Raw genomic sequence first — 22,288 nt, forward strand, 5'->3', positions numbered from 1 at the left:
TCTTGGGCAAACCATTGTTCTCGATAGACTTGTTGAAGAACGCCGTTGCCGCCGCTTCATCACGGGTTTCTGACAGCATGAAATCGACCGTATCTCCGTGTTTGTCGACCTCCCGGTAGAGATAAACCCATTTGCCGCTGACCTTGACGTAGGTTTCATCCATTTTCCAGGACGAACACACGGGCCGCTTTCTGGCTTTGGCCCTTGCAGCAATTGCCGGGCTTTAGCGAATGACCCAGCGGTTCAGAGCTGCGTGATCTACACCCCCCCCGCTTTTCCATGATTTCTTCCAGATCCCGGCAGGAAACCCCAGGGCGGACATAGAAGAAAACGGGGAACACAATCGCGTCCTTCGAGAACTGGCTGTCTTTGAAACTGATCGACGCTACGCACCTGGAAAGACCTGATCACAGAACCGCCTCCTAAACCGCAACACGCGCAAGGGAACCGGCAGAGCAAAAGTTTGCGACAGAACCATCCCCACTGTGTTAATGGGCCGACAAGGGACCGCAGTGTATCGGATTATGATTTATGCAACACGGTGAATGTGCCCCCGTGTATCAAATAGCTCAGACACTGCCTGATACTTGCTCTAGTGCTAAATGTGGATTTCGAAATTTAATCGGATTGCAACGACAATCTTAGATTGAACCGCTTGAAAGGTCGTGCTTTACAGAATGCTTCTGCCATCAGTCCATTTGCCCGTCAGGCTTCTTGTTCATTCTACGACGCTCCCGCTCCGCGCCGGAGTTAGTGGTGTAGTGTGGAGCGGTCGTGCTGTTACTTGGTTTTGCGATAAATATTCTGCACATCAGGCACATAAGGCGCGGCTGGGGTTTGTGCGCCTCGTCCTCAACCAACGTCCAGATGTGTTTGGCAATTTTTCAACCAAATTTGGTTCCTCAAATCAGGGCGCTGACCGTCAGAAAGAAGTAGAGCGAGTCTTGGGTCGCCTTATGGTGATTGTGAACAAACATCGGAATCAATTAAAAAATCTATCAGCGTTAACTGATGAGGCGGGCTTTCGTAAAATTCTGATTAACGAAGAGCACCTTCGTGGAAATAGTCAGGGAATATTGATCAAATTAAATGAAGATAAACATACGGTTCGTCACGGGAGGTTGTATCCTAACGGTTATCAGTTCGATGGCGTGCATAGTAATCTTGAAAAGACCTATGAGTGCGAAAGACAAACGACAAACAAGCTAAATTTGTTTATTCCAACTAAGGTGCCTGCACAAGGCGAGCCGATTAAGGTGTTGATAGAAGCGCACGGCATCACCAAAGATAATCAGTTCACAGTCAAGGAAAATGGCTTAAAGCTTAAGTTCCTTTGTGAATCTGGTGAGAAGCTAAGATTTGCTCCACTTACGCCATCTACTGAGTTAGATGTTGTTGAAGTGCAAGAATTGACCTCCGGGGTTAAAACGTTAGATTATACTTTGAGCGCCTTTTCAGGGGTAGAGTCCGCTTGCCAGGTTGTGCATAATGGTAAAAAATACACGGACGAGTCTGTTCCGAAAGATTTGAGGCGAAAAGTAAAGCCCATAATCCATCAAACAGATGATAAACTCTTGGAATATGCCAAGAATACCAACACAATCGTGGTATCTCCAAAACTTACTGACCGGAATGATGAACGAGTAATAATAAAACTTTCGGAAATATATACTCTTCTTCACAAGAGATACCCCAACAATCCGTTGGAAATATCTTGTAAATTTTGTCGTGGCATATCTGCTTGAGCTGGACGCCGGCAAAAACCTGGCGTTGATTGGCACTTTCTGATTCAGTGGCCTCATGGAGGTGCGGTCATGAATCCAATGAGCCTTTTCAGTCTATCCGAGCATCTTGAACGTCTGAGCAAGGACGGCGACCCGCTTGCGGTTCTGTCTGCCACGGTTGATTTTGAGTATTTTCGTGACTGGCTGATTGAGGGGCTGGGCTACGGCGATGGGTCCAGGGGCAGGCGCCCGCCGTTCGATCCTGTTTCGATGTTCAAGGTGCTGACCCTTCAGGCGCAGCACAATCTGAGTGATGCCAAGATGGAGTTCATGATCCGGGGCCGGTTGTCGTGGATGCGGTTCCTGGGCTTTGAACTGGGCGGGGTCACGCCGGCTGAGAACAAGATCCGTCACTTCCGCAACCGGATGACGGAGACCGCCACGTAGCCGCAGGTGATGAAAGCGTTTGACTGGCAACTGAAGAAGAAGGGCTTTATCCCGATGTCCGGCCAGATCGTCGATGCGACCCTGGTTCCCGCGCCCAGGCAGCGTAATACAGAAGACGAGAAGGAAGCGGTCAAAGCGTGTAAGACGGCCAAGGAGATCTGGCCGGATGAGCCCAGCAAGGCAGCACAGAAGGACACCAATGCCCGCTGGACGCTGGACGCTGAAGATCGGCGGGAAACTACGTTACCGGCAAGACGGCACGCCGATGCCGCAGATCGCCCTGCCGGTATTCGGGTATAAAAGTCACATCTGTATTGACCGGCGTTTTGGCTTCATCCGGGGATGCCATGTGACATCGACTGCGGATGCCGATGGCCGGCAATTGAATCACGTCGTCACCAAGGACAACACAGCCTCGGATGTTCGGGCCGACAGCGCTTACCGTTCGCAGACAAACGAGAAATGGCTGGCAGGCAACATGCTGGTGAGCCGCATCCCCTGGCGCAAGCCTGCGAACAAATTCATGCCTGAGGCGACCGCGCGCGCCGATGCGAAGAAGTCTTCGGTCCGCGCGCGGGTGGAGCATGTCTTTGCCCATCAGAAAAACCGCTACGGCCTGTTCATCCGCACGACCGGCATTACACGAGCCGTGGCGAAACTGACCCTGACCAACCTGGCATATAACTTTGACCGTCTGATCTTCCATGAACATGCTAGGGCCACAGCATAGGCGGGTCCGGTATCGAGCGCAGAGCACATCTTGACGGGTCAAAAGCCCACAAAGCCAGAGAAAACACGGGAAAATCGCGCTCAAATCGCGAAAAGCGGGGACACCATCAGGCCGCACTCAAAATTATTGGGTTTTTGCGGGTGTCCAGCTGGCAGGGCAATTCAACGCTCATGGCGCCGAAAGTTTGGGTAACAGACCGCTGCGTGACGTGACGCTTTGACCATTGTCCTTAGTGGCAAGATGCCAAGTCGAGGGAGCGGTACAAATCCGGGATAGGTCCAGACAGGATTTTTAGACTTGTCGCGCCGTGTAGCGTAAATCGAGATGCGCCCCGCGACCTGTCCCAACTAAATCTTATTGCCGATACGTGATTTTATGGTCACCGGTGTACCGAATAACATAGAACGTATCCCAGACATAAATACAAATGTGGCGTGTGATCCGCATACATGGAACCAATTTACTTTTATCAAGAACCGACGCAGTCCGATGGATCCACAGTTTCAATAGGCTTCGGTTCCGCACGCTGGAGAGCATGATGACCAATCCTCTTTCTTGCATGACTGTACCGCTGAATTTATTTGTCCGCGGAATAGCGTGCTTCGTTACTTGCCCTATCAGGTTTTGTGGCCGTTTGGTCCAATTCATTCCTAAACAGTCGGGTTCACAGGCAGTTCGAAATTCTTCACAAGCAAACGGCTCACTGCCTTATCTTCTAGTCCGTGAACGAGGGTATTCTCAGACTGACATCCCTGCTAACTTTATCGAGGCGCAAACCAACGCGTTGTATCAAAAGCGCAAAATCCCATCTCCCGGCGGAGGTGACGGCAGGAATGTTACTGAGCGCAGTTGGCGCGTTAAAAGTGATGTGGTAGAGCGCGACCAAACGCCTGAAGCCGGGGGTCGGCGATTTCCCAGCGTGCTTGATTCGCGATTTACCAGCGTGCCCAACGAAGAAGATGATGCCAATCGCAGGCTACCAAGCGTTCTAAATTAGCAGAAGCGCCGCCGGGATCGCCCGACCTGGCGGCGCTTCTCGGCTGCATTTCCAAACCGCGACGCCGAGACCTACCCGGACATGTCCTTCCTTCTGAAGAACATTGCTTTGCCGGGCGGTTGCATGGTTCTGTCGCAAACTCTAGTGATAGTTGGATCTGTGGCTTTGTCTTGACACAGCTATCCTGCGAGCTCCACGAGCTGTCGGTAAGCAGCTACACCCGGTCGACAGCCCCAAAAAAAGCCTTCCAATGAGTTGATTTATTGCCCGAACAAGGCTTTTGGTTGGCTCAATGGAGCTAGGAGCGCAAATCGAGTGTCCACTGTTCGAAGTTCGACAATTTCGCTTGGCATGCCTGGTTTTCAAGTTCAGTAGGGGTTAGACCAAAACGCACCTTAAAGGCTCTGCTGAAATTGGCTAGGTTCGAAAAACGGAACTCCCGTGCCACGGATGTTACCGATCTTGAGCCGCGAGCATAGACTATCTGGTTGAATGCCGCTTTCAGTCTCTGTTCCCTGATGTAGGTTTGAACGCCTTCCGTTTGCTCGAAAATATCGTGCAGCCTTCTCCGCGAGACGTTCAGAAACTCTGACACGGCATCAGATGACAGGTCCGGAGACCTAAGGTTGGCGTAGATATATTTTTGTGCGGCGACGAGACGAGACTTTTTGATCGGCGCTTCGGCGGCTTCTATGTCCATCGGCCGCTGCGATATGCAAGCTCGTATGATCGAGATCGTGGCGTCCGCGATCGCCTCTGCCTCATCGCTTGCTATGGTTTCTATTGTGTTGGCAAGAGCCGTCAGGTAATGACCCAGCAGAGGGTGAACCGTTCTAGGGTTGTCACAGCCATCGTAGCCACAGAAGGACCTGTCGAGGCCCATTATTTCCTCTTCGGCTAAAAGAAGAACGAGAAACTCGCAATCGGTTACGCGACCGTAGAGGCTCTTGGCCGGTTCCGAGATAAGAACCTTGCCAGGAGATTGACGCAGGCACGACCTGTTCGAAACGTATCTTGCCGTTCCACGAAGTGGAACGGTGATAGCCCACGGTGTGGTATCCAGAACCGATGGGTGTGTTTTCGATCGAGGCAGCAGCCGAAACGCTTCCGACTGAAAGCGAATGAAGGGAGACTTACCCAATATATATGCTGTCCCGAAATTGCGGAAGCCGAGCCGTGCATCTTTCCCCACGGCGGGAAGTATATTTCCAAAAGACGCGAATTCGTTTCGCACGAACTCGAGCTGTTCCTTTGTTGCAAGGTTGGCGGTGTTCCAGGAATAATCTGGCGCGATTAACCGCTGCCCTTGCGAGCAAGTTTCCCGTGACGAAGCGGATTGATATGCCGCGCAGGACTCACGATTTTGAACGATCATATTGGATTCCGTGCAAACTTATCTGTTTCAGCAGAGAGCCTGGCCGAGCACGTCGGCGACTTCGCCGCTCGAGGGTGGAAGATCGCGGGGAGCCCGCCTTGCGCCAGATCGGGAAGCAGTGGTTCTGGCAGGTATCGCCCGCCATGCTCGACTGACTGTTGTGACTTGCCGCTTGTTGTCATCTGAACGAACGGCGGCAACCGCCGCACCGATGCAGGACCGACAATCCGGGCTTTATCCTGGCTGTTCAAGCGGTCGGAGATAGCAGTTGCGCGATGGGACAAGGCTTTCGCTTGCAGCTCCATGCGTTTTCTGCGTCGGCGTTTCGGGCGCCGACGTCCTCGCAGACTCATGTGAGAAGTATTGATAGTTTCGCATCATGTAAAATTGCACGTTTCATCCGGCGAGAGGAAGCAAATCCGTTGTCATCTCAAGTGTATAAAGTTTCCGACAGGGACTTTTGTTCGAGCGTATCAAGTGCGCCCGAAGACAGAGAGACGTCACCTTCAACCGACCACGGATCGGCCTTACCGTGGAGTTAGACCATGTACGAGTGAACGACTGTGACGCGCATCATACCGCACGCGACACCGACGCGGCCGCCACGTAGCCGCGGGTGACACGTCTCTGACAGGTAAGGCGGACGCGAAGGAGGAGCTGCCGGATCTGAAGCGCGATTTCCTGTCTCGGAGCAGAACGACTAACAAAGTGCCGCCTTGCACACATTGATCATGGCGCGTCGGCCTGCACCTTGAAGTCCTTCGAAGCGACGCGCCACGTCGAGAGGTTGGCCGCGGTCAAGGCGCTGCTGCTGCGATATTGAAAAAACGGTATCCACAGATTCGCCGACGTGGTTTTGCTACGCGCCTCGTTTGTTCTAATGGCCTGCGCCTGGCCGAAGCCCCCGGTCTCAATGGCCTTGTCGTCAAGCGGTAGCTTTTTGAAGTCCGCAAGGTCCTCACTCGAAGCCTTCATATCTATGACAATCGCATCACTTCTGTACTTGCTTTGCCAGAGAGTGTCGTCGGCATTTTCAGTAAGCTTCTTGAGCTTTTGGAGTTGCTCAGGTACGGGCTTGCCATTCCGTTGCAGTTTCCGTTCAATCCTGAAAAGCGCCTTTCGGAACCGAGCGCGATCCTTGTACGTCAGAAAGTCGGCTCGTTGCTCAAGTTCCTTGAAGTTCTGTTCCAGGGACAGTTCCTCCATGTCTCCCTTCAGACTGCGAGAGAGCCCTTTTCGCATACCATTAATTGTCTTCCTGTTCTCGGGAGTTGTGAAACTGATAGAATCGCGCATTGCCGCTTCAAGGTTGCTCCGCCGGGTTTTTGGAAGCATTCGCAAGGAGGGTGATCTCAGAGCACTTGCCTTGCGAGGCAGGGTCATCGTCCAGGAGATATCGACAGTATCGCCTTGCAGGTCTATCTGCTGCTCGGGAACGCTGAACTTGGCCTTCGGGGAACCCCAGAGATATTCGCTCCAGGTTTTGCGTTCCCATTGCTTTTCGACACCTGCCCCGATCTTACCCGTTGCGGCACCGCCGTGCAGGCGGCCCTCGGTCGCGCGGCTGGTTCCAGGAATCTCGTTTCCGAGTCTCCCGCGTAGCAGCGCAGCCGTGCCGACGCCAAGAGACCATTTCGGTTTGTGCGTCAAAATGGAGTACAGCTCATGCGATCGCTCTGTTCGATAAGCGCCGCTGGCCGTCATGAACTTGCCGCCTTGCCGCGAGTTCGAACCAATAATCTCGGCTTCTGCCCGCAAATAGAGCGGTGAGATAAAGGCCTGGCCTTCCGATCGCGCGATCAGATTAGGGCTTGCGTTTACCGAGTGGCTGAAAAGTCCGTCAGGCATGGCGGACAGGTTCGCGCTGTTGTCTTCAGTCTTGAAATGAGCCACCTCCGTCACATCGCCCATCCCCAGTGCTTCATAAGGGTCGCTGGCTTTGCCGGAAAGAAGTTGCTCCAGATTTGTTTGAATGTCTGGCGAAGCGGAACCGAGGGAGAGAGAAAGACTTCCTTCGGCCCCCCATTGCTTGCGCAGGTTCAGCCCGACGGTTCCCCCGGCGTAAAAACCAACGTCTTCGTGCCCGACTCCCACGCCGACCCACGCGCTGGCTCCGGCATCAATACCCTTCGTCTCCCGTCGGCCGAAACCCACCTCGATGGACCCATTCACATTCTTGAAGGTTAACGAGTAATCGAAGTTCTGATCGAGACCGACATATGTGGTCGCGCCGAAGAAACCGGCCTTTTTGAGGCCGAGGACGATCCACTGGAGCGTGAAACCGCGGCCCCATCCGGCATCGATTGTGATCTGCTCGCCTGCCTTCAGATTGGCGATCAGATGCGCATAGGTGCTGGCGACGTTTTCCGGGCCGACACCGGCGCTGTCCGCGAGAATCTTGTTCAGTTTGTGCTTCGGATTCGATAGGCCGTGCGTCAGATAGGAGATGCTGCGAAAAACGTGGTCGATTTCGGCCATGCTCGCAAAACCCTTGCCTCGCAGTTGCTGGAGCCTGCTTTTCGTCCTGTCTCCGAGAATTTGCTCGACAACGGATCCGTCCGAATTGTCCGGCAATGCGGCAAGCCTTTCGAGCGTAGATTGATCCATCGTCAACTGAGCGACGAGAGCGCTCGCGTCATAGGATCGCAAGCTCAGGACCGCGCCCTTCGAGATCAGGCCTTCCAGCTTCTTCACGACCTGCGCCGTTGATGCTTCTTCTCCGTGCCCGTGAACACGAGCCAGCGCGTTCGACCTAGCCAAGAGATCTTCGAGGAGATTGAGCTCTTTCGGCTGCAAACCCAGGAACCGTCTAAGCGAGGAAGCATCTCGCTGGCCAGGGCGGGTCGGAGCCGAATCCAGCAAATCCGCGTAGCGTCCGAAAGTATCAAAGAGTGGTAGAACCGCCGGAATGACATAGCTTGCCAAACGTCGGACGCCCTTCAACGAATACGAAAGCCAGGTCTCCCTGCGTCCAAGAAGATCGGGATCCGCATCATGGAGCGCTTCGATATGATCGAGTGTCGCAAGCATGTCGCCGTGGATGCTCGCGATGTGCCGCGTTAGGGGGGGCTCGCTGCCAGCCAGGGGCAACCCGTCGTCTAAGGCAACCGCAGTTTCCTCTGGGTGAAAACCCTGGACTCCAGTTTGCCCACCTTCGGAGAGTGCGGGGACTAACTCGGTCGCTTCTGTCGGATGCGTTCCACCGGAAAGACGAAATTGAGCTTCGAACCAGGCCTTCTCCGCAAGAGCGCTCCTGACAGCATGAAAGTTATGTCCACGCCCTTTGCCGAAAAGCCCGAACGAAATGTGGGCCTTCCACCAGCTCGAAACAGAAGCCGATTTTCTAGAAAACCAATGCCCCTTGCTGGCGACCTCGGGGGACACAGCACCTGTGTTCCTTTTGCCGGAAGCAAAAAGTCCTGCCCACCACCAGCGCCAGCCAGCGGGTTCCGGCAATCGCGCGAACAGCGTGCCGAAATCTACTTGCTTGCTCCTTTGGCTGGCAGCATCCGTGTCGAAGCATGGCGCTGCCTCGCCATGCTGAATGGGATTGTCATTTGGTCCATTTTCTTTCAAATAGATTGCCGATCTATCCACGCCTTTGGAGAAGGTCCTCACTGCTTCGAGGTTTCCCCGCGCCTCATCAGACGGCGCACATTTGATCATGTGCTTCGCATCCAGGGCAGCACCGCAACGCATCTTGGCGATATCTTGTGCGTCGACTGGCGCTTTCTCGGAAGAGGCGCGTCTGTGTACTGCTGCATTCCTTCCGGCATTGTCATTCAGCACACGCGGGCCTTTCGGACCCGAAAAAACGGACCGCCCTCTCCAGAAACCCGAAGACTTGTTCTGCGCGGTGACCTCAGCATCGCCCCCCTTCGTATGATGAAGGTTTTGAGACTGGGCTTGACCTATGTCCAATTTCATTTTGATGCACCCAATTATAACATCCGCCATTCGGATTTCACGACCGGCTCACCGTGCTGTTCCGCAACGACTGTACACTTTCCTGTCAGCGCCTGATTTGAACGGACCGCGCAGAAAACCGTCAGTTGGCTGGGAGCATGAGACGCCCGAACAGGCATCTTAAGGTAAGACTAATCGATTTAGACACTGTATGTACGTGCGCGTATGCGTCATTCCTTTTAAAAACAAACGCTCGTATTTCTTGCTAAACAAAGAAAGGACGTCCCAGGGAAGGCGAGCAATCCCAAGACATCGTCGAAACATGGCTCAGCAAGGCTCAACACCGCGCTGCTTACTTGTTAGAAAGTTGGCTTGCGGATTGCATTAAGATGTCTGCATTTCGCAGATGAAATCAGTGCTATTTGATACACCTGCCGTCGAATTGATGTATTTCTCGTATGATGTTTTGATTGCGTTACGGGCGTTACGCAGGCTTAGATTGCGCCACTCAGATATTCTTCATTCGTTCTGCTATCTCGTCGATCGAACACAAGTCGCTCAAGGTGCCGCGAATGGCTCCCGAAAGGTTCTGTCGCAAACTTTTGCTCTGTCGGTTCCCTTGCGCGTGTTGCGGTTTAGGAGGCGGTTTTGTGATTAGAGCATTTCCCAAGAAGTCTGAATCGGGTTGGATTCCCTTTTATGGCGAATTGTGCTTCAAACTGAGGGCTGGACAAGGAGGCCAGCCTTCATGACGCGACCTCTATCGATTGACTTGCGCAAGCGTTTGATTGATGCGGTTGACGGCGGCATGTCCCGTCGGGCTGCGGCAGAGCGGTTCGGCGTTGGGGAAGCGACGGCAATCCGCTGGGTCGAGCGGTATCGGCGAACCGGTCGCCTCGAGCCCGAGAAGATGGGTCCTCGTTCGCCGCGCAGTCCGCTTGAGGCGCTTCGCGATGGGATCCTTGAGCTGGTAGAGGCAAGGCCGGACATCACACTCGTGGAGATCGTGAACCATCTACACGAGACATTCGGCCTGAGAACATCGACCAGTTCTGTTGATCGCTTCCTGGCTCGCAATGCCATCACGTTCAAAAAAAGACAGCGCACGCCAGCGAACAGGAACGCGCCGATGTGAAGCGCCGGCGGGAGAGGTGGTTCGAGGCTCAGCCCGATCTCGACCCGGAGCGTCTGGTGTTCATCGACGAGACGGGTGTCTCGACCAAGATGGCCCGGCTTCGCGGGCGCTCACCGCGCGGTGAACGGTGTCGTGCGCCGGTTCCGCACGGCCACTGGAAGACGACAACCTTCGTCGGTGCCTTGCGGTTGTCGGGCATCACTGCTCCCATGACACTCGGTGGGGCCATGAATGGAGCCGCATTCTTGGCCTATGTCGAGCAAGTCCTGGCTCCGACGCTGACGCCGGGAGATATCGTTGTCATGGACAACCTGCCTGCCCACAAGCCCGCTGCGATCCCCCACGCGATCGAAGGTACAGGCGCCGGGTTGTTCTTCCTGCCGCCCTACAGCCCCGACTTCAATCCGATCGAGATGGCCTTCTCAAAGATCAAGGCCCTCCTCAAAAAAGCCGCTGCCAGAACCGTCGAGGATCTATGGGATGCGACTGCAACGGCAATCGACGCAGTCACTCCCTCAGAGGCGAGAAACTACTTCGCTGCGGCCGGATATGAACCGGAGTAAGTGGGAAATGCTCTAAATGTACCAAAAAGCACCACAAGATAAGACGCACTCATCTACAAATTAAAAACAAATTTACTTCACATCAAAACAACAAAAAGAGGATTTGCTTCGAACATGAAGTTACCTAACGTTGCGAGCAGCCAAACCGTTTTTAAGACTAAAGCAGAAGAACTCAACGCTTCTCTCCCATTGAATGTAAAAGGAAAAACCTCCTTCCGCAATCGAGTTGCAATGCGACTCTCGAATCCGGTTTCCAGGCACCTGTTTACGTCAACGAGGCAAAAGGTCGAAGCAAAACTCCAAGATAACCTATACACGATCGAAGATGAGTATAGAGTCAATATCCTCGAGATACTTAAGAAGAAATCAAACCTTATGGGTTACATTTATAATCTGCGGCAAGAGAACATACTCGGTCAAGATGTTACAAAATACATAACAAAAGCAAATTTAAAGATAAAAAAATATGCGATCAAAACTATAGACAAATGGGAAGATAACGGCGGTCAATTCGCAGAAAATGGCAGGGATGGTCTTCGTGAACTACTTTCCGACCCGGCGATTTATCTGGGCGAACTGATTGATATATCCCGAAATGAAAGGCCGATTGTCAGGACGTACGTTAAGGTGAAGGTCGACAAAGGCTTTATTGAAGTAGAAAAAAACGGAGATTTTGACAAGCTGGGGATCAAAACAAAAATCGTTGGCGATGAAAGGTCAGGTAAATACCAAACAGAATTGAGTGCCAATCTTGTAAGTTTAGTAAAGCGCGCTTGGAAGCACAACATTGAAGTACGACGCGATGGGGAGAAGCTGCTGCGGCCAAAAAACCTATATCTTTTTGATTTTGAACAGCTTTGAGCCCTAAGGACAACCTTTTTGCCCGGTCCAGATATCTCTGGGTCGGGTATTTGTTGTTTGACCGCCCTTAAGGCGGACACATCCCACGGCGTTTTGCCGTTCGTTGAAGATCAGGCGGTCGAAATTGTTTCTGATACAAACATGTTAGTCTACATTTGTCAGTGCAAGGGCAAGTCCACAAGCCGGGAAGCTATCACGGTGTGATGTACATTAGCGATCACGCGAGCAGAGTGAAGATCGGTGCCTGAGATAGAAGCTTGACCACGTTGCTACAGGACGCCGAACACCATCTCCGGCGTTATTCTGCGGACGATTTTAACAAAGAGACTTCGGAGCCTCATCCCGGCAACCGGACACGGGCTCCAGGTCCCATTCACGGTTTCAGCCCCCCGAGTTCGTGTAGAAGCCGGGTTGTCCGCTGCAGTCTACGCGCAAGATTGCGGGCAGCCAGTTTGTGGAACTGGAAGGCTGCACCGGGCCGGGCTTCTTCGAAACGCTTCATGAAATTCATGTCGATCTGAACAAGGTTGCACGAGCCTTCCGATATTATGCTGGCAGATCTACGGCCCTCGGAATAATAAGCCATCTCGCCGACCAATCCTCCATCGCGGATACGTGCGACGAGCTTCGGCGCCTCACCTTCCTTTTGCACTAGGATCCTGAGACTTCCGGATCGAACCAGATAGATGTGCTGCGAAAGCCCCCCTGCTTCGACAAGCGTCTCGCCGTCAGCCAGTTCAATCGTCTCGATGAAATCTGAGATCTGATTTTCTTCGATAAGGGTTTCGATATAAGAAATGTCGGTTTCTGCCGTCACTGCGACTTCAGCGTAGGTCTCAGCAAGTAGTGTCTCTTCGAGATCTTCCAGTGCCTCGTTGAGAGTTTCACAACAGACCGTGTTCGGGTTGTCGTGAAACTCTGGCGCATGCGCACCCAGCTGCTCTTCGATACATGTCAGAATAAGTTTGGTCCCTTTCGCCGAGAGGTCTCCCCCGATGCGCTGCAGAATGCGAAGCGTCGACACGTCGATACCGCTGACGTGCGTGAAATCCAGAACAAGCCAGTCAACGTTCCTGTCTGACCCTGACAGTAAGGATTTGATTTTCTCCCTGAGAGAATAAGCCGTGGCGAAAAAAAGGAACCCGGACAGCTCTACGATCTGAGCCCTGTGTCCACATTCGTCCAGGACAAGGAGCTCGTGATCCGGCCGTTCGATCAAGGACCGCCTTGTCGTCAGATTGCTGTGTGATCTTATCAGGTTCAGCTTTGCGTAAGAGAATATGAAAAAGATACTCGAAGTCAGTAGGCCGATTGCGATCGCCGTCATGAAGCTGTAGGTCACTGCAACAATGGTCATAAGAAGCACGATCGAATAATCGAACGAGTTCAGTCGCCGCCGCTCTTCGAAGAGCCACGTGTAGAGAAGATCAAATCCCAGGAACAGGATCACGGCGGCAAAGAGACCGACCGGCAGCAATGACAAAACACCGGCCCCGAAAAGCAATACCGCAGCACAACCCGCAGCGCCACTCAAACCAACCCATGCTCCGTTCAAGCCGAGTTTGTTCGCCAAAACCGTGTCGCTCAGCGAATGATAGCCGGGTATGCTTCCAACCAGGCCGCCAAGGAAATTGGCAAGCCCCACTCCCGAAATTTCGCGATTGACGTCGAAATCCTTCCCAAAGGCCAGCTCCAGGCCGGAAGCATTCAACGTAGCCCCAATCAAACAACTGACCACAATGGTTAGAATCACGGGCGCTTGGGCAAAAACAGCATACCAGTTTGCGTGCGTTGCCGTCGACAGATCGATTTTCGAGAAAAAGCCATCCTGGTCGAAAGGTCCCAGAAGGAACCCAGATGCACGGGCCTCCTCTAAGGTCATGTCCATCGCCCAAAACATACCGTAGTGAACGAGAGCTGTCGCGATGAGAGACAGCGGAAGCAGAAACCGGCTCTTGAAAAAACGTGTGCAGACGAGGATCAGGACAGCGGCAACGAACGGGAGCATCCAGTTTTGCAATAATGATGGGTCAAACAGTCCAGCGATACCTATACTGCTGTCACGCGCCTCGATGGCTATATTCAGTCCCCCTATGACCAGCAGTAGCCCGGTCGCGGACAGAAACCCCGCCAGCACGGGGTAGGGCACGAAACGTGCGAGATAGGCCAGCTTCAGTCTGCCTACCAACACGCCCGCCAGGCCGGTCGCGACGGATGCGGTTGCCACCAGCGCAGCCGTCGAGGCGAAAGCCTCCTCTCCTGTCAGACCGAAGGTGCCGATTGACGTCGCCGCAGCGCTTGCAAGAATCAGCGCGGGGACATCCTGTGCGCTCAGTATCGATCCCCGAAACGAAAGCGTGAAAATTCCCACAATAGCCAAAACAATGCAACCAACCAAGGTCAGTGCAATCCCCCTGTCGAGAAAAGCGGAAAGATCGCCAGCGTAAATAATCGCCGCAAAGGAAATCGCGAACACAGCCGTCACCAACCCGGAGAAAACCGCACCAACGAAAGTCTGAAACGCTTGCTGCACGAAAAGGCTCCTTGCCGTCAGAAGTTTTGCTCGCACCGGTCAACTTCGGTCACGGAACGTCGGGAATAGGTTTGAACCGGAGCGACCGAAGGTTCCAGTTTCGGACATTTAGAATCTAGACGCTCGCACATCAATCACCCAAAATCGAGTCTTTCCGATGAGCCTGTTGTTTCTGAAAGGGAGCTGCAGCTTTCCCGGGTCGATATCAAGGTATCAGCGACATGTCTCGTCATCTCGCAATCGCCGACATTGGTAAAATCTCACCTGGCGGATCAACCGGAACGAACGGGTGCGCCTTGCTCAACCTCGTTGCCAAGGTCCATGGGTTGAACTCTGCCGGCCCGGCAAACTGGATCCATGTCGCGCCATGGCACCCCGGCGATACTTGATGGAAAATCGGAGCAAGGCAGCACCGTTAGGTCACCGAAGATGCACAGCGATCCGGAACGGCCGTCGCGGAAACTCAATACCGACTTCAACAAGTAAAAACCCCACAGGAATATGCTGCCTGTAACGAGCGCATACAGTTCCCAGCCTCGGACAGATCCTCGTTGTGATTGATCATCCCCTCCAGAAGAATACGGGTTGGACTCAATCCCAAAACACTCGATGAGTGGCGACCCAGACGTCCTCGCCGTAAAACAAATAGGTCGACAGGAAGATAAACGCCGTAAACGAAACGAAACCCAATAGAATCACAGTAAACATTTTCAGCGTGTCCAGCGCTGTTATTCTTTTTTCTTCCATCAATCATTTCTTTTCGGCTAGTGTTCGTTTTGTCAGAATATATTTTTACCGGAGAAAGTTCTCCCTCCGATACGTTCTGTTTCAGCTACACACTCGGATTTCTTGATGGGTGGAAGCTATACGCTTCCACCCATCGCAAAAGCCCCGGAGCAGCTGGGAGGAATCCTGCTCGGATGGGGCTGTCTAGATCGCAAACACGCCGTCGACAAGACGGGAGTAGCGACTCGAAAGACGAAGACCCTTGCGCCCTCAAGCATTTCGGTTGCGCGCGTCGGTGTAAACAACAAGAGCGCTAGGCAACAACGTCAGCGAGCAGATAAACCTGCCCTTTGGATAGCTCATAGCTGCTTACCGACAACGTTGCACCGAGTGTCCGGTTGGGCATTTTCGACGACATGCTCAATATTTCATGCGCTGTCCTGAAACGCTGTGACTAGCGACACCAGCCGGGATCACTGAGACCACTGTACGACGTTGAAGGAGTCGGGGTTCTCGCAAAATTTCCGAATGCGATCCATGAAACCGGAAACAACTTTCCGGCTTGACTGATAACCTGCAGGAACTGTCTTCGGACCAACGCGGAACCGATTCAGCGCATTAGTTGAGCTGTACGAGTCTTGGCAGTCTCTTTGGCACGCAAAAAAGGACTTCAGGCGACCTTCAGTTACCAGTCACCTGATTCCGTTTGCTCCCCAATGCCGATGTCGTCCCAGCCAAAGCAGCCGGATTAAGGCCTGAAGACCACTTCGGGCTGAACCACCTGCATCGGGGCCTGTTCGACCGGCATAGACGGGGTAGCCGAATTCACCCAGCCCTGTATTTCTTTGGACCAGAACTCTGCCCGCTCAATTCCTTTCGCGAGCCAATCCTCGAAGGCGCTTTGCGAAAGATCCTTGATCGGCGTCCGGTCAAGCCAAAGGACCCAATTGTCTTCCTGACTCACCGCAAGACATCCTACACCGTTCGAAAATGAGACAAGGTTATCGGAAAGGATGCGCTGATAGAAATCCGAACTAGGGCTGACGGGAATTTCGAGAATCGGCGCTTCAAGGTGCAGGTGACCCATCGTCGCATCGACACAGATTGCCATCGGCTGATCGTCGAACGACAGATCGCATCGTCCCTGGTCGTCAAAAGCCACTTCCTCGATCCCGACTACACGTCCGAAGCCGGCGATCAATTCGTCAGCCAAGCGACGCGTTTCAATTTCATTTTGCATCACGCGATCCTTCTGTTGAACAATTGATTTGGAAGTCTGTCTGCCTGGCCCCTGGCCCGCGCGATTTCAGAGGGGGCAGGCAAGACAATTTTTCATTCACGGACCCGACCACGCATGGCCGGTTGCGTCTCCGGAATTCCGAAGAGCCGATTGGCTCTTCGGACACATCTCGCGAGGCAGGTGCTTACGGCCTCGAGACGACTCGTTTGCGAACGATCGGACCATTTGGCGTCCGCCTCACGACAACGCCCTTGCACTTGCCGTCTTTGCAGCCACCGACGGCAGCTCTTCGAGGCCCAACCGCAACCCCAGCACAGCCACGATCACCGCAACCTCCGGCCGCGAAACGCGAGTACTGATGCCAATACCCGTGCCATGGGCGCCCATGGTAATGAACATTCCAGTAGTTCTTATTGAATGTAACCACTGTCAGCCCGATGACCGGCGCCAGCGCCGCGTTCACAACGACAGGGCGACCACCGTAAACGACCTGCAGATAATTGGCCGAAACCCAACCTCGGTCGCGTCCAAAGCCGACATCACACCAGCTCGTTCCGACGTTGCAGCCATAAATGGCCACACCCGCACGCACCGGAAGCACCTGAACTACAGGGAACGCCGTACCAGGTCCGGCACGCATGTTCAAATTCGCCACTGTCACCGCGCTCGGTGTCGCCGAGATTGCCGGGGCCGCTCCAGCCAAGCCTGCAAGCATCAACGTGCCCGCGGCCACTACAAAGTTTCTAATGTATCTCAATTCTCAAAACTCCAGTTGCAAGGCCCCCACGAAAAACCACCGCGTCAAGTTGTGTTCGGCAGCAACTCTTGCCTTCTAACTGCCCAGATCCAAGGCGCATATCAGGCTAGAATTTAGTCATTTTAAGCGTCGCCACATGTCCGCTCACTCACTCCCGAATATCTTTTTGTTTCGAAATGTATCCCGGCTGAACTTCCCGGCAGGAACCCCGCAAAAGCAAGAACTTGAAAAATGCTAAATCACTGCTCAGCCAACAATCTACGTGCAATCCTCTCGCCTTCTGATCTGCGATCCAACTCGCAACAACACCGTGCCCGGATATAGATCAGCGTCCGGCGCAGCTCATTTCGTTTTGCCGACTCCATTCGTGGGAGAAGCCCGCCCTCTACATCCTCGAGCTCCAGGAGCGCTTCCTGGTAATTCGCAGAGAGAAACTTCAGGATCACACGAGCGACAAGCGTTTTTTCCCCCCTCACACCAAGCGCGAAAAGAGCGTCCACCAGAACCTCGGCACGGTCGATCTTGCCGTGCCGCGCCAGCAGAAAGATCAGCAACGTGATGTAGTCGACCTGTCTTTTGGACAGCACGTTTTGCTGCACAAGCATGAGTTACCCTTTCAGCAATGCAGCCAGGAACGACCGAACTTCGTCGTCCAGTTGCGCTTCCTCTTGAAACACTGCCGCGGCCTCGACAAGCGCATCGGACCCTTGACCGCGGGCCCGCTCGGCACAGGCCTGTATCGTCCAGCTGGTTTCCTGCCGCGTCTGCGACAGAATCCGAGGCTCGAGCAAACCGGCGTCCAGAAATTCCGGCTGCAGCAAGCGCGTCAATCTCTCATCGAGAGATGGCAGCGCCAGAAGCTCATCCAGCTGGAGACCGTCGGGAAGATACACCGGCGCGGACTTCCCCTCTCCGGGAAGATGATTCTCGTCGTCGACGCGCCGGTGTGAAATCTTTTCAAGGCCAAAATCAAATCGCTGCGTCCGCATGGGACCCATCCTTGTTCAAGAGTAAAAGTTCAAATCCAAACTTCGGGTGATAGTGTGGCCGCCGCTCGCCGGAAGATCCTCAACGACAGCGTTTTCAAGAATTCGCGGAGGACCTTGTTTCGCCGCAACTACCTGTCGACTTGGAAGAGACAGCCCCTCGCCTTCGCTGCCTGAAACTGTTCAAGTCGAACGTATGCAAAGGACAACTTGCGATTCCCCACGGGCATTAACCAGCCGTCCGCGCGATCGAATTGATCATGTCAATCGAGCGCCGGAGCGCGTTGTTCATTTGCTCGAAGTGACGGTTGCCCTCCTGGTTGAGGGAGGTGATGTCGTTGGTCAGGATCTGGGTTCTCTGATTGATCAGGGTCACCGCATCGGCAAGCTGGGTCGCGAAGAGGTTCCACTCCGCTTGGGTTTTTTTTGGTAGACCTCTAAACTGTGAGGCTGAGCCTTCATCAACGGCGGTCCCACTGCCAAGCATTTGGTCTGTGGGTCGCGTGATGGAATTTAGATCTTCCATTGGGTGGCCTATCGGCTCTCCAAACTCTATCAAATTAACGTTTGTTCCGGAAAAGAATTCATCAAACATCTTCAACGCAGTTCTTTCGCGATCCGTCACATCTTTAGTATAGCCTGAGTCACCTGAGTTAGGTCCTGGTATCGTTATGACAGTAGTTCCTGTCTTGCCGAATATATCCCTCTCTTCTTCAGGTTTATCGGAGTTGAAATCCTTTTGAACCTCATTCACCATCCTCTGAATTTCAGCATAGTATTTCACCAGCTCGTTATTCTGCTCAAGCTCCAATGTATTTTGAGCGGCTAATATTTCTTTTCCGATGTTTTCAGAAATTTGTAATCCGGCCACAAGATTTGGCAAGTCTATCGAATCGGATCTAGAAGCAAACTCCAACCGTTGTTTCTGAGCATCTAAAATACGTGCTTCTTGCTCGAGAAAACTCTCAAGAGCAGACTCCATGGACGCATTTCCATCCAAGCTATTGGGAAATTCAATGCTGAACTTTTCGAAGGTCGTATCATTCGCTTCTATCGTGGTCTCAAACGCATGCATTCGATCGAAGCGCTCGCGAATTGCATCAATTTGCGTGTTGATGGACCCCAGAGAGAAAAGAACGTTGTCATCGACTTTGGATTGAATGATCTTCAGCTGCTCTATGTAAACCGCTTCGTTCGCGCTCGCTTCGCTCTCGATGCTTGTTATCGCATCTGCAACAAGCTTTCCCGCTGTTTCCCGGTTTTGTTCCACCGTTCCGCCGACCTCGGCCTCCCACTGAAATGCAAGCTTTTGCTTCACTTCATCGGGAACGTCCGATCGCGTCAGATAATTCACGATGCGCGTCTGGTCCTTGATGCTCAGCTGGGCCAGATCGTTCTTGGTGATATCCTGGAGGATCAGAACGGTTCGAGCGTCGTCGCCCTCAAGCACGTCAATTCTTTCGTCTCCCGCACCGAGCGCCAAATCTCCGTCGAAGCGCTTCAGAAGTTCAAGCTGGTGCGCGGAATGAAAACTCTGATTGAACAGTTCCGGCGATATCTGATCGAGATCGACGGTCTGCAGATCGATCGGGTCGCCATTCTCGTCGAGCGGCGGCGGCAAGCGGGTCTCTTCGCTGGACCCATCCTTGAAAGGAAAGATCTTCTCGTAATTTTCTCTGTTCTTGAGCGTCGTCGAATTGAAATCACCCGACCCCGTTATGTTCTGGGTCGGCAGCGGATCAGACGTCGGCGCGGTGGGCGATGCGAACGCTTTGGAGAAAAAGCTGGAATTCTCGGACGGATTACGCATTTCAATTCAATCCCTCAGGCCTGCCCGGCCCTCTTGTGTATCTTGGATGAGAAAGCCCGCGCCTGGCGACGTCTCCCTCTCTCGAAACATGAAGTCAGCAGAAGCAAGCCACCGCACGGCGTCAGAGCCTCAGGCGCTGACGCCCGCCACTCGCCCCCCCCCTTCCGGAGTGAAGCGCCGCGGCACCGCCTGACAACCGGGCCGAACAGCCGCCCGGATCTTCGCTGCCGGCTGCCTCACTGGCGCGGGAAGAGACATATCGATGCAGGTCGGCGAAACGGTCGGCGAAATCATCGAGCGTTCCGGCCAGCGAAATTCCGTGAAGCAGATTGTGAAACCCCGCATCGGAACTCAACAGCGGCGAAGCGGCCAGCATGCGCAGATTGCGCTCGATCTGGGGCAGGAGGTGACGCATTCCAGCGCGTCGTCGACGAACTTCACCACGGAAAAAACCGATCCTCACACGCGTGTCGCCCATCGTTTCCCGCGCCCGCAACTGACTGTATTCGTCCATACTCTTCGACTTCTCCAGGGAACTTCCCTACCGGCGCGAGCGCCGCGCAACCGAACAAAACGGCGGAATATCAGTACTTCGCCCACTAGCTGCAAACGACTTCTATTCACCGACTGTCCGCGCACTCATGCGCCGCGCCCAACCGTGTTACAGATTCTCACACCGCACCGCTCCACGCTGTGTCAAACAGCACATCCCCGGAGGCTTTTTACAGGTATGGTTACAGCGCTTAGCGCGCTCTACGTCGCGCCGTTTTGAAAGGAAAAATCGGTATCCTACTTGCGTCGGAGACGGCAGCTCAGGTAAAGAGAAAACTACTCCTTTTAAATGCGACTTGCTCAAATTCGGCGCCGAAAACTGCCCAGGAGTTGTGTTCCTAGGGCATTAGGCTCCACGGTCCGGAGGCATGTACCAAAGTGGCGACCACCCCGATTTCAAACGATGCCATCTATTCGCGCGACCGCGCATTGGTTGGACTGACGGTACTCGACCCCGCCCTGACGGCTGCACGGAAAGGCGATACCGTGAGGGTCTCGCAAAACTCCTCCCCGCTGACCGACATTCAGGAAGAAATCGGCCTTTTGCTTTCCCAACGGGCCGGCAAACGTCAGATCGGCCAAATCGAGCGCCGTGACACTCGGCCATCTAACCGGATAGTCGTCGAACGAATCGCAGAGTATTATGCGAGGCTTCAGGACGCGCCATCACACGATCAACTCCTGGCTCTTGTCGAAAAGCTCAAGGCATTCGAGGATATTGCCAACGAACAGCAGTTCGGCTCCAGCGAACCGCGCTCGGCCAGGGAAAAGGCGCTGAACGACATTCGCGAAGCACTTAAGGATAGCGGCGTAACCAACCGGCAACGGTACATGCTTCTGCAGGGCGCCCGTATGCATTTCGAAGGCAACAGCGCTCGCAGCGGACTTGCGCTGTTGCTCGAACAAGCGGCCGACAGGTTCTTCGACAAAAAAACAGTCAATGGCGTGCGCGCAGACTATGCGATGCAGTTGCATGCTAGGCAGGCCGAGCAACGGCTCGGTACGCGCGCAGAGGTTCTTCGAGCCCAGTATAACAACATGATCGACGGCGGCATGAAAATCGCCAAACTCTACGAGGCCTTGCTGAAAAATTGCAAAACACTCGATTTCGATAGATTGAGCGATGTATTCCTCAAGGCGGCCGGGGACGATCTCGCCACGGTTTCCGGCCGAGCTGACCGTGCCTTTTTACGTGGTCTCATGAATCAGTTGAGTTGCCTGAAAACGCTAAGAACAGCGCTGGAAGGCTGTGGGGGCCTGCTTGAGCAGGTCGAGGAAATGTTCCCTGGATTTGTCAAGTCCGCGGAAGATGAAACGGACGGCCGGTCCAGAGGCGGCGGCTCCGGCGGCGATCCCGGCGAGGAAGAAAAAGACCCGTCAAACGACCAAACCGAGGACGAGGCGTGGGACACAAAACGGAAAGCCTCCGGAAAGGCTCCGGAGTTGCTCGCCGATCTTCTGAATTTCTGCGCCAAGAGTTCGCCGTCACATGGCGATAGCCGTAAGCTGGTGCGTCGCTTTGAAAGCGAAAGCACTCCTGCCAAGGCTTTGGTGGTCTATTGCAACGGGCTCATTGCCCTCCACAAAAACCTCGATGACCGTGTCTTCCCTTCGGACAGTGCCCGCCTCCAACAATCGACCGAATTGCTGAGTGTCAGCGGGGATTACGTTGAAATCGAGGAAAGAGAAGAGGCGGAGTGTCTGGACACGTCCATCGTGCCCGCTCTTTTCAAGGAATAGAACACCGCACGCCAACCTCAATGGCCTCCTGCTATTCGAAGGAATTCAAATGCGCAGGAGGCCATTGGGCGCGATCATGTGAAGAACCAGCCCCTTAGTGCTTCCTTCCATCCCGGCGAAAAGATTGCACCGCCACGGTCTGCGGTTCAAACACCTAGGGTCTGCTGGCAATTGGGATTTAGCCTCGGTTTGAGCGCAAATTGCGG

At 53.8% G+C, this 22,288-nt stretch carries 16 protein-coding genes and 1 pseudogene; 7 read left to right on the plus strand and 10 right to left on the minus strand.

The genetic code is table 11. The features are described from left to right. Positions 1–344, minus strand: a pseudogene (locus tag ABJZ52_RS01150) (IS6 family transposase); the annotation flags it as partial. A gap of 417 nt (positions 345–761) precedes the next feature. On the opposite strand from ABJZ52_RS01150, the gene ABJZ52_RS01155 reads away from it, so the two are divergent. The 4 genes from ABJZ52_RS01155 (at position 762) to ABJZ52_RS01170 (ending at position 2,901) form a co-directional block, all read left to right on the plus strand. Then, positions 762–1,745, plus strand: a complete 984-nt coding sequence (locus ABJZ52_RS01155) for a putative adhesin (RefSeq protein WP_348189916.1) — start codon at positions 762–764, stop codon at positions 1,743–1,745. A 69-nt stretch (positions 1,746–1,814) separates the two neighbouring features. Beyond that, positions 1,815–2,171 (plus strand): transposase, encoded by a 357-nt coding sequence (locus ABJZ52_RS01160; protein ID WP_348189918.1) that lies wholly within the window; start codon positions 1,815–1,817, stop codon positions 2,169–2,171. 9 nt (positions 2,172–2,180) lie between these two features. Then, a complete protein-coding gene (locus tag ABJZ52_RS01165; RefSeq protein WP_348189920.1) occupies positions 2,181–2,471 on the plus strand; it encodes a hypothetical protein in 291 nt (96 codons plus the stop codon). Between the two features lie 49 nt (positions 2,472–2,520). Continuing rightward, the gene (locus ABJZ52_RS01170) at positions 2,521–2,901 is read left to right on the plus strand and encodes a transposase (RefSeq protein ID WP_348207920.1); all 381 of its coding nucleotides are present in this window, start codon (positions 2,521–2,523) and stop codon (positions 2,899–2,901) included. 1,295 nt (positions 2,902–4,196) lie between these two features. Here ABJZ52_RS01170 and ABJZ52_RS01175 read toward each other — a convergent pair. Both ABJZ52_RS01175 and ABJZ52_RS01180 read right to left on the minus strand, forming a co-directional pair. Further along, positions 4,197–5,273, minus strand: a complete 1,077-nt coding sequence (locus ABJZ52_RS01175) for a helix-turn-helix domain-containing protein (RefSeq protein ID WP_348194771.1) — start codon at positions 5,271–5,273, stop codon at positions 4,197–4,199. Positions 5,274–6,002: 729 nt separating this feature from the next. Continuing rightward, the gene (locus ABJZ52_RS01180) at positions 6,003–8,939 is read right to left on the minus strand and encodes a hypothetical protein (protein ID WP_348189926.1); all 2,937 of its coding nucleotides are present in this window, start codon (positions 8,937–8,939) and stop codon (positions 6,003–6,005) included. Between the two features lie 988 nt (positions 8,940–9,927). Here ABJZ52_RS01180 and ABJZ52_RS01185 point away from each other — a divergent pair. Together ABJZ52_RS01185 and ABJZ52_RS01190 are read left to right on the plus strand one after the other, a co-directional pair. Continuing rightward, positions 9,928–10,877 (plus strand): IS630 family transposase gene (locus ABJZ52_RS01185; protein WP_348189928.1). Its coding sequence is split into 2 segments (ribosomal slippage): positions 9,928–10,270 and positions 10,270–10,877, totalling 951 coding nucleotides; the frame shifts between segments, so codons are not numbered across the junction. Positions 10,878–10,991: 114 nt separating this feature from the next. After that, positions 10,992–11,738: a hypothetical protein gene (locus tag ABJZ52_RS01190; RefSeq protein WP_348189817.1), complete on the plus strand. Its 747-nt coding sequence runs from the start codon at positions 10,992–10,994 to the stop codon at positions 11,736–11,738. A gap of 373 nt (positions 11,739–12,111) precedes the next feature. Here ABJZ52_RS01190 and ABJZ52_RS01195 read toward each other — a convergent pair whose 3' ends face one another. From ABJZ52_RS01195 to ABJZ52_RS01225, 7 genes are all read right to left on the minus strand, one after another. Next, entirely contained in the window at positions 12,112–14,271 is a 2,160-nt protein-coding gene (locus ABJZ52_RS01195) for a SulP family inorganic anion transporter (protein WP_348189819.1), read from the minus strand. 1,474 nt (positions 14,272–15,745) lie between these two features. Further along, positions 15,746–16,237, minus strand: a complete 492-nt coding sequence (locus tag ABJZ52_RS01200; protein ID WP_348189823.1) for a type III secretion system chaperone — start codon at positions 16,235–16,237, stop codon at positions 15,746–15,748. A gap of 184 nt (positions 16,238–16,421) precedes the next feature. Next, the gene (locus tag ABJZ52_RS01205; RefSeq protein ID WP_348189931.1) at positions 16,422–16,994 is read right to left on the minus strand and encodes an SH3 domain-containing protein; all 573 of its coding nucleotides are present in this window, start codon (positions 16,992–16,994) and stop codon (positions 16,422–16,424) included. Positions 16,995–17,233: 239 nt separating this feature from the next. Beyond that, on the minus strand, positions 17,234–17,599 hold the full coding sequence (locus ABJZ52_RS01210) for a hypothetical protein (protein WP_348189827.1): 366 nt from the start codon (positions 17,597–17,599) through the stop codon (positions 17,234–17,236). Between the two features lie 3 nt (positions 17,600–17,602). After that, entirely contained in the window at positions 17,603–17,983 is a 381-nt protein-coding gene (locus ABJZ52_RS01215; RefSeq protein ID WP_348189933.1) for a hypothetical protein, read from the minus strand. Positions 17,984–18,209: 226 nt separating this feature from the next. Next, positions 18,210–19,790 (minus strand): hypothetical protein, encoded by a 1,581-nt coding sequence (locus ABJZ52_RS01220; protein ID WP_348189830.1) that lies wholly within the window; start codon positions 19,788–19,790, stop codon positions 18,210–18,212. Positions 19,791–19,911: 121 nt separating this feature from the next. Continuing rightward, the gene (locus ABJZ52_RS01225) at positions 19,912–20,304 is read right to left on the minus strand and encodes a hypothetical protein (protein WP_348189832.1); all 393 of its coding nucleotides are present in this window, start codon (positions 20,302–20,304) and stop codon (positions 19,912–19,914) included. 416 nt (positions 20,305–20,720) lie between these two features. Between ABJZ52_RS01225 and ABJZ52_RS01230 the strand changes: the two genes are divergently transcribed. Beyond that, entirely contained in the window at positions 20,721–22,082 is a 1,362-nt protein-coding gene (locus tag ABJZ52_RS01230) for a hypothetical protein (RefSeq protein WP_348189936.1), read from the plus strand. The last annotated feature ends 206 nt before the right edge of the window (positions 22,083–22,288 follow it).

This window comes from Roseibium sp., assembly GCF_039982295.1.
In the GTDB taxonomy this organism is placed as follows: Bacteria; Pseudomonadota; Alphaproteobacteria; order Rhizobiales; family Stappiaceae; genus Roseibium.

Excerpts from the sequence above, each read along its gene's own strand:
- ABJZ52_RS01160 (WP_348189918.1), top strand. The coding sequence starts at position 1,815 with ATGAATCCAATGAGCCTTTTCAGTCTATCCGAGCATCTTGAACGTCTG.
- ABJZ52_RS01165 (WP_348189920.1), top strand. The coding sequence starts at position 2,181 with ATGAAAGCGTTTGACTGGCAACTGAAGAAGAAGGGCTTTATCCCGATG.
- ABJZ52_RS01175 (WP_348194771.1), bottom strand. The coding sequence starts at position 5,273 with ATGATCGTTCAAAATCGTGAGTCCTGCGCGGCATATCAATCCGCTTCG.
- ABJZ52_RS01180 (WP_348189926.1), bottom strand. The coding sequence starts at position 8,939 with ATGATCAAATGTGCGCCGTCTGATGAGGCGCGGGGAAACCTCGAAGCA.
- ABJZ52_RS01190 (WP_348189817.1), top strand. The coding sequence starts at position 10,992 with ATGAAGTTACCTAACGTTGCGAGCAGCCAAACCGTTTTTAAGACTAAA.
- ABJZ52_RS01200 (WP_348189823.1), bottom strand. The coding sequence starts at position 16,237 with ATGCAAAATGAAATTGAAACGCGTCGCTTGGCTGACGAATTGATCGCC.
- ABJZ52_RS01210 (WP_348189827.1), bottom strand. The coding sequence starts at position 17,599 with ATGCTTGTGCAGCAAAACGTGCTGTCCAAAAGACAGGTCGACTACATC.
- ABJZ52_RS01215 (WP_348189933.1), bottom strand. The coding sequence starts at position 17,983 with ATGCGGACGCAGCGATTTGATTTTGGCCTTGAAAAGATTTCACACCGG.
- ABJZ52_RS01220 (WP_348189830.1), bottom strand. The coding sequence starts at position 19,790 with ATGCGTAATCCGTCCGAGAATTCCAGCTTTTTCTCCAAAGCGTTCGCA.
- ABJZ52_RS01225 (WP_348189832.1), bottom strand. The coding sequence starts at position 20,304 with ATGGACGAATACAGTCAGTTGCGGGCGCGGGAAACGATGGGCGACACG.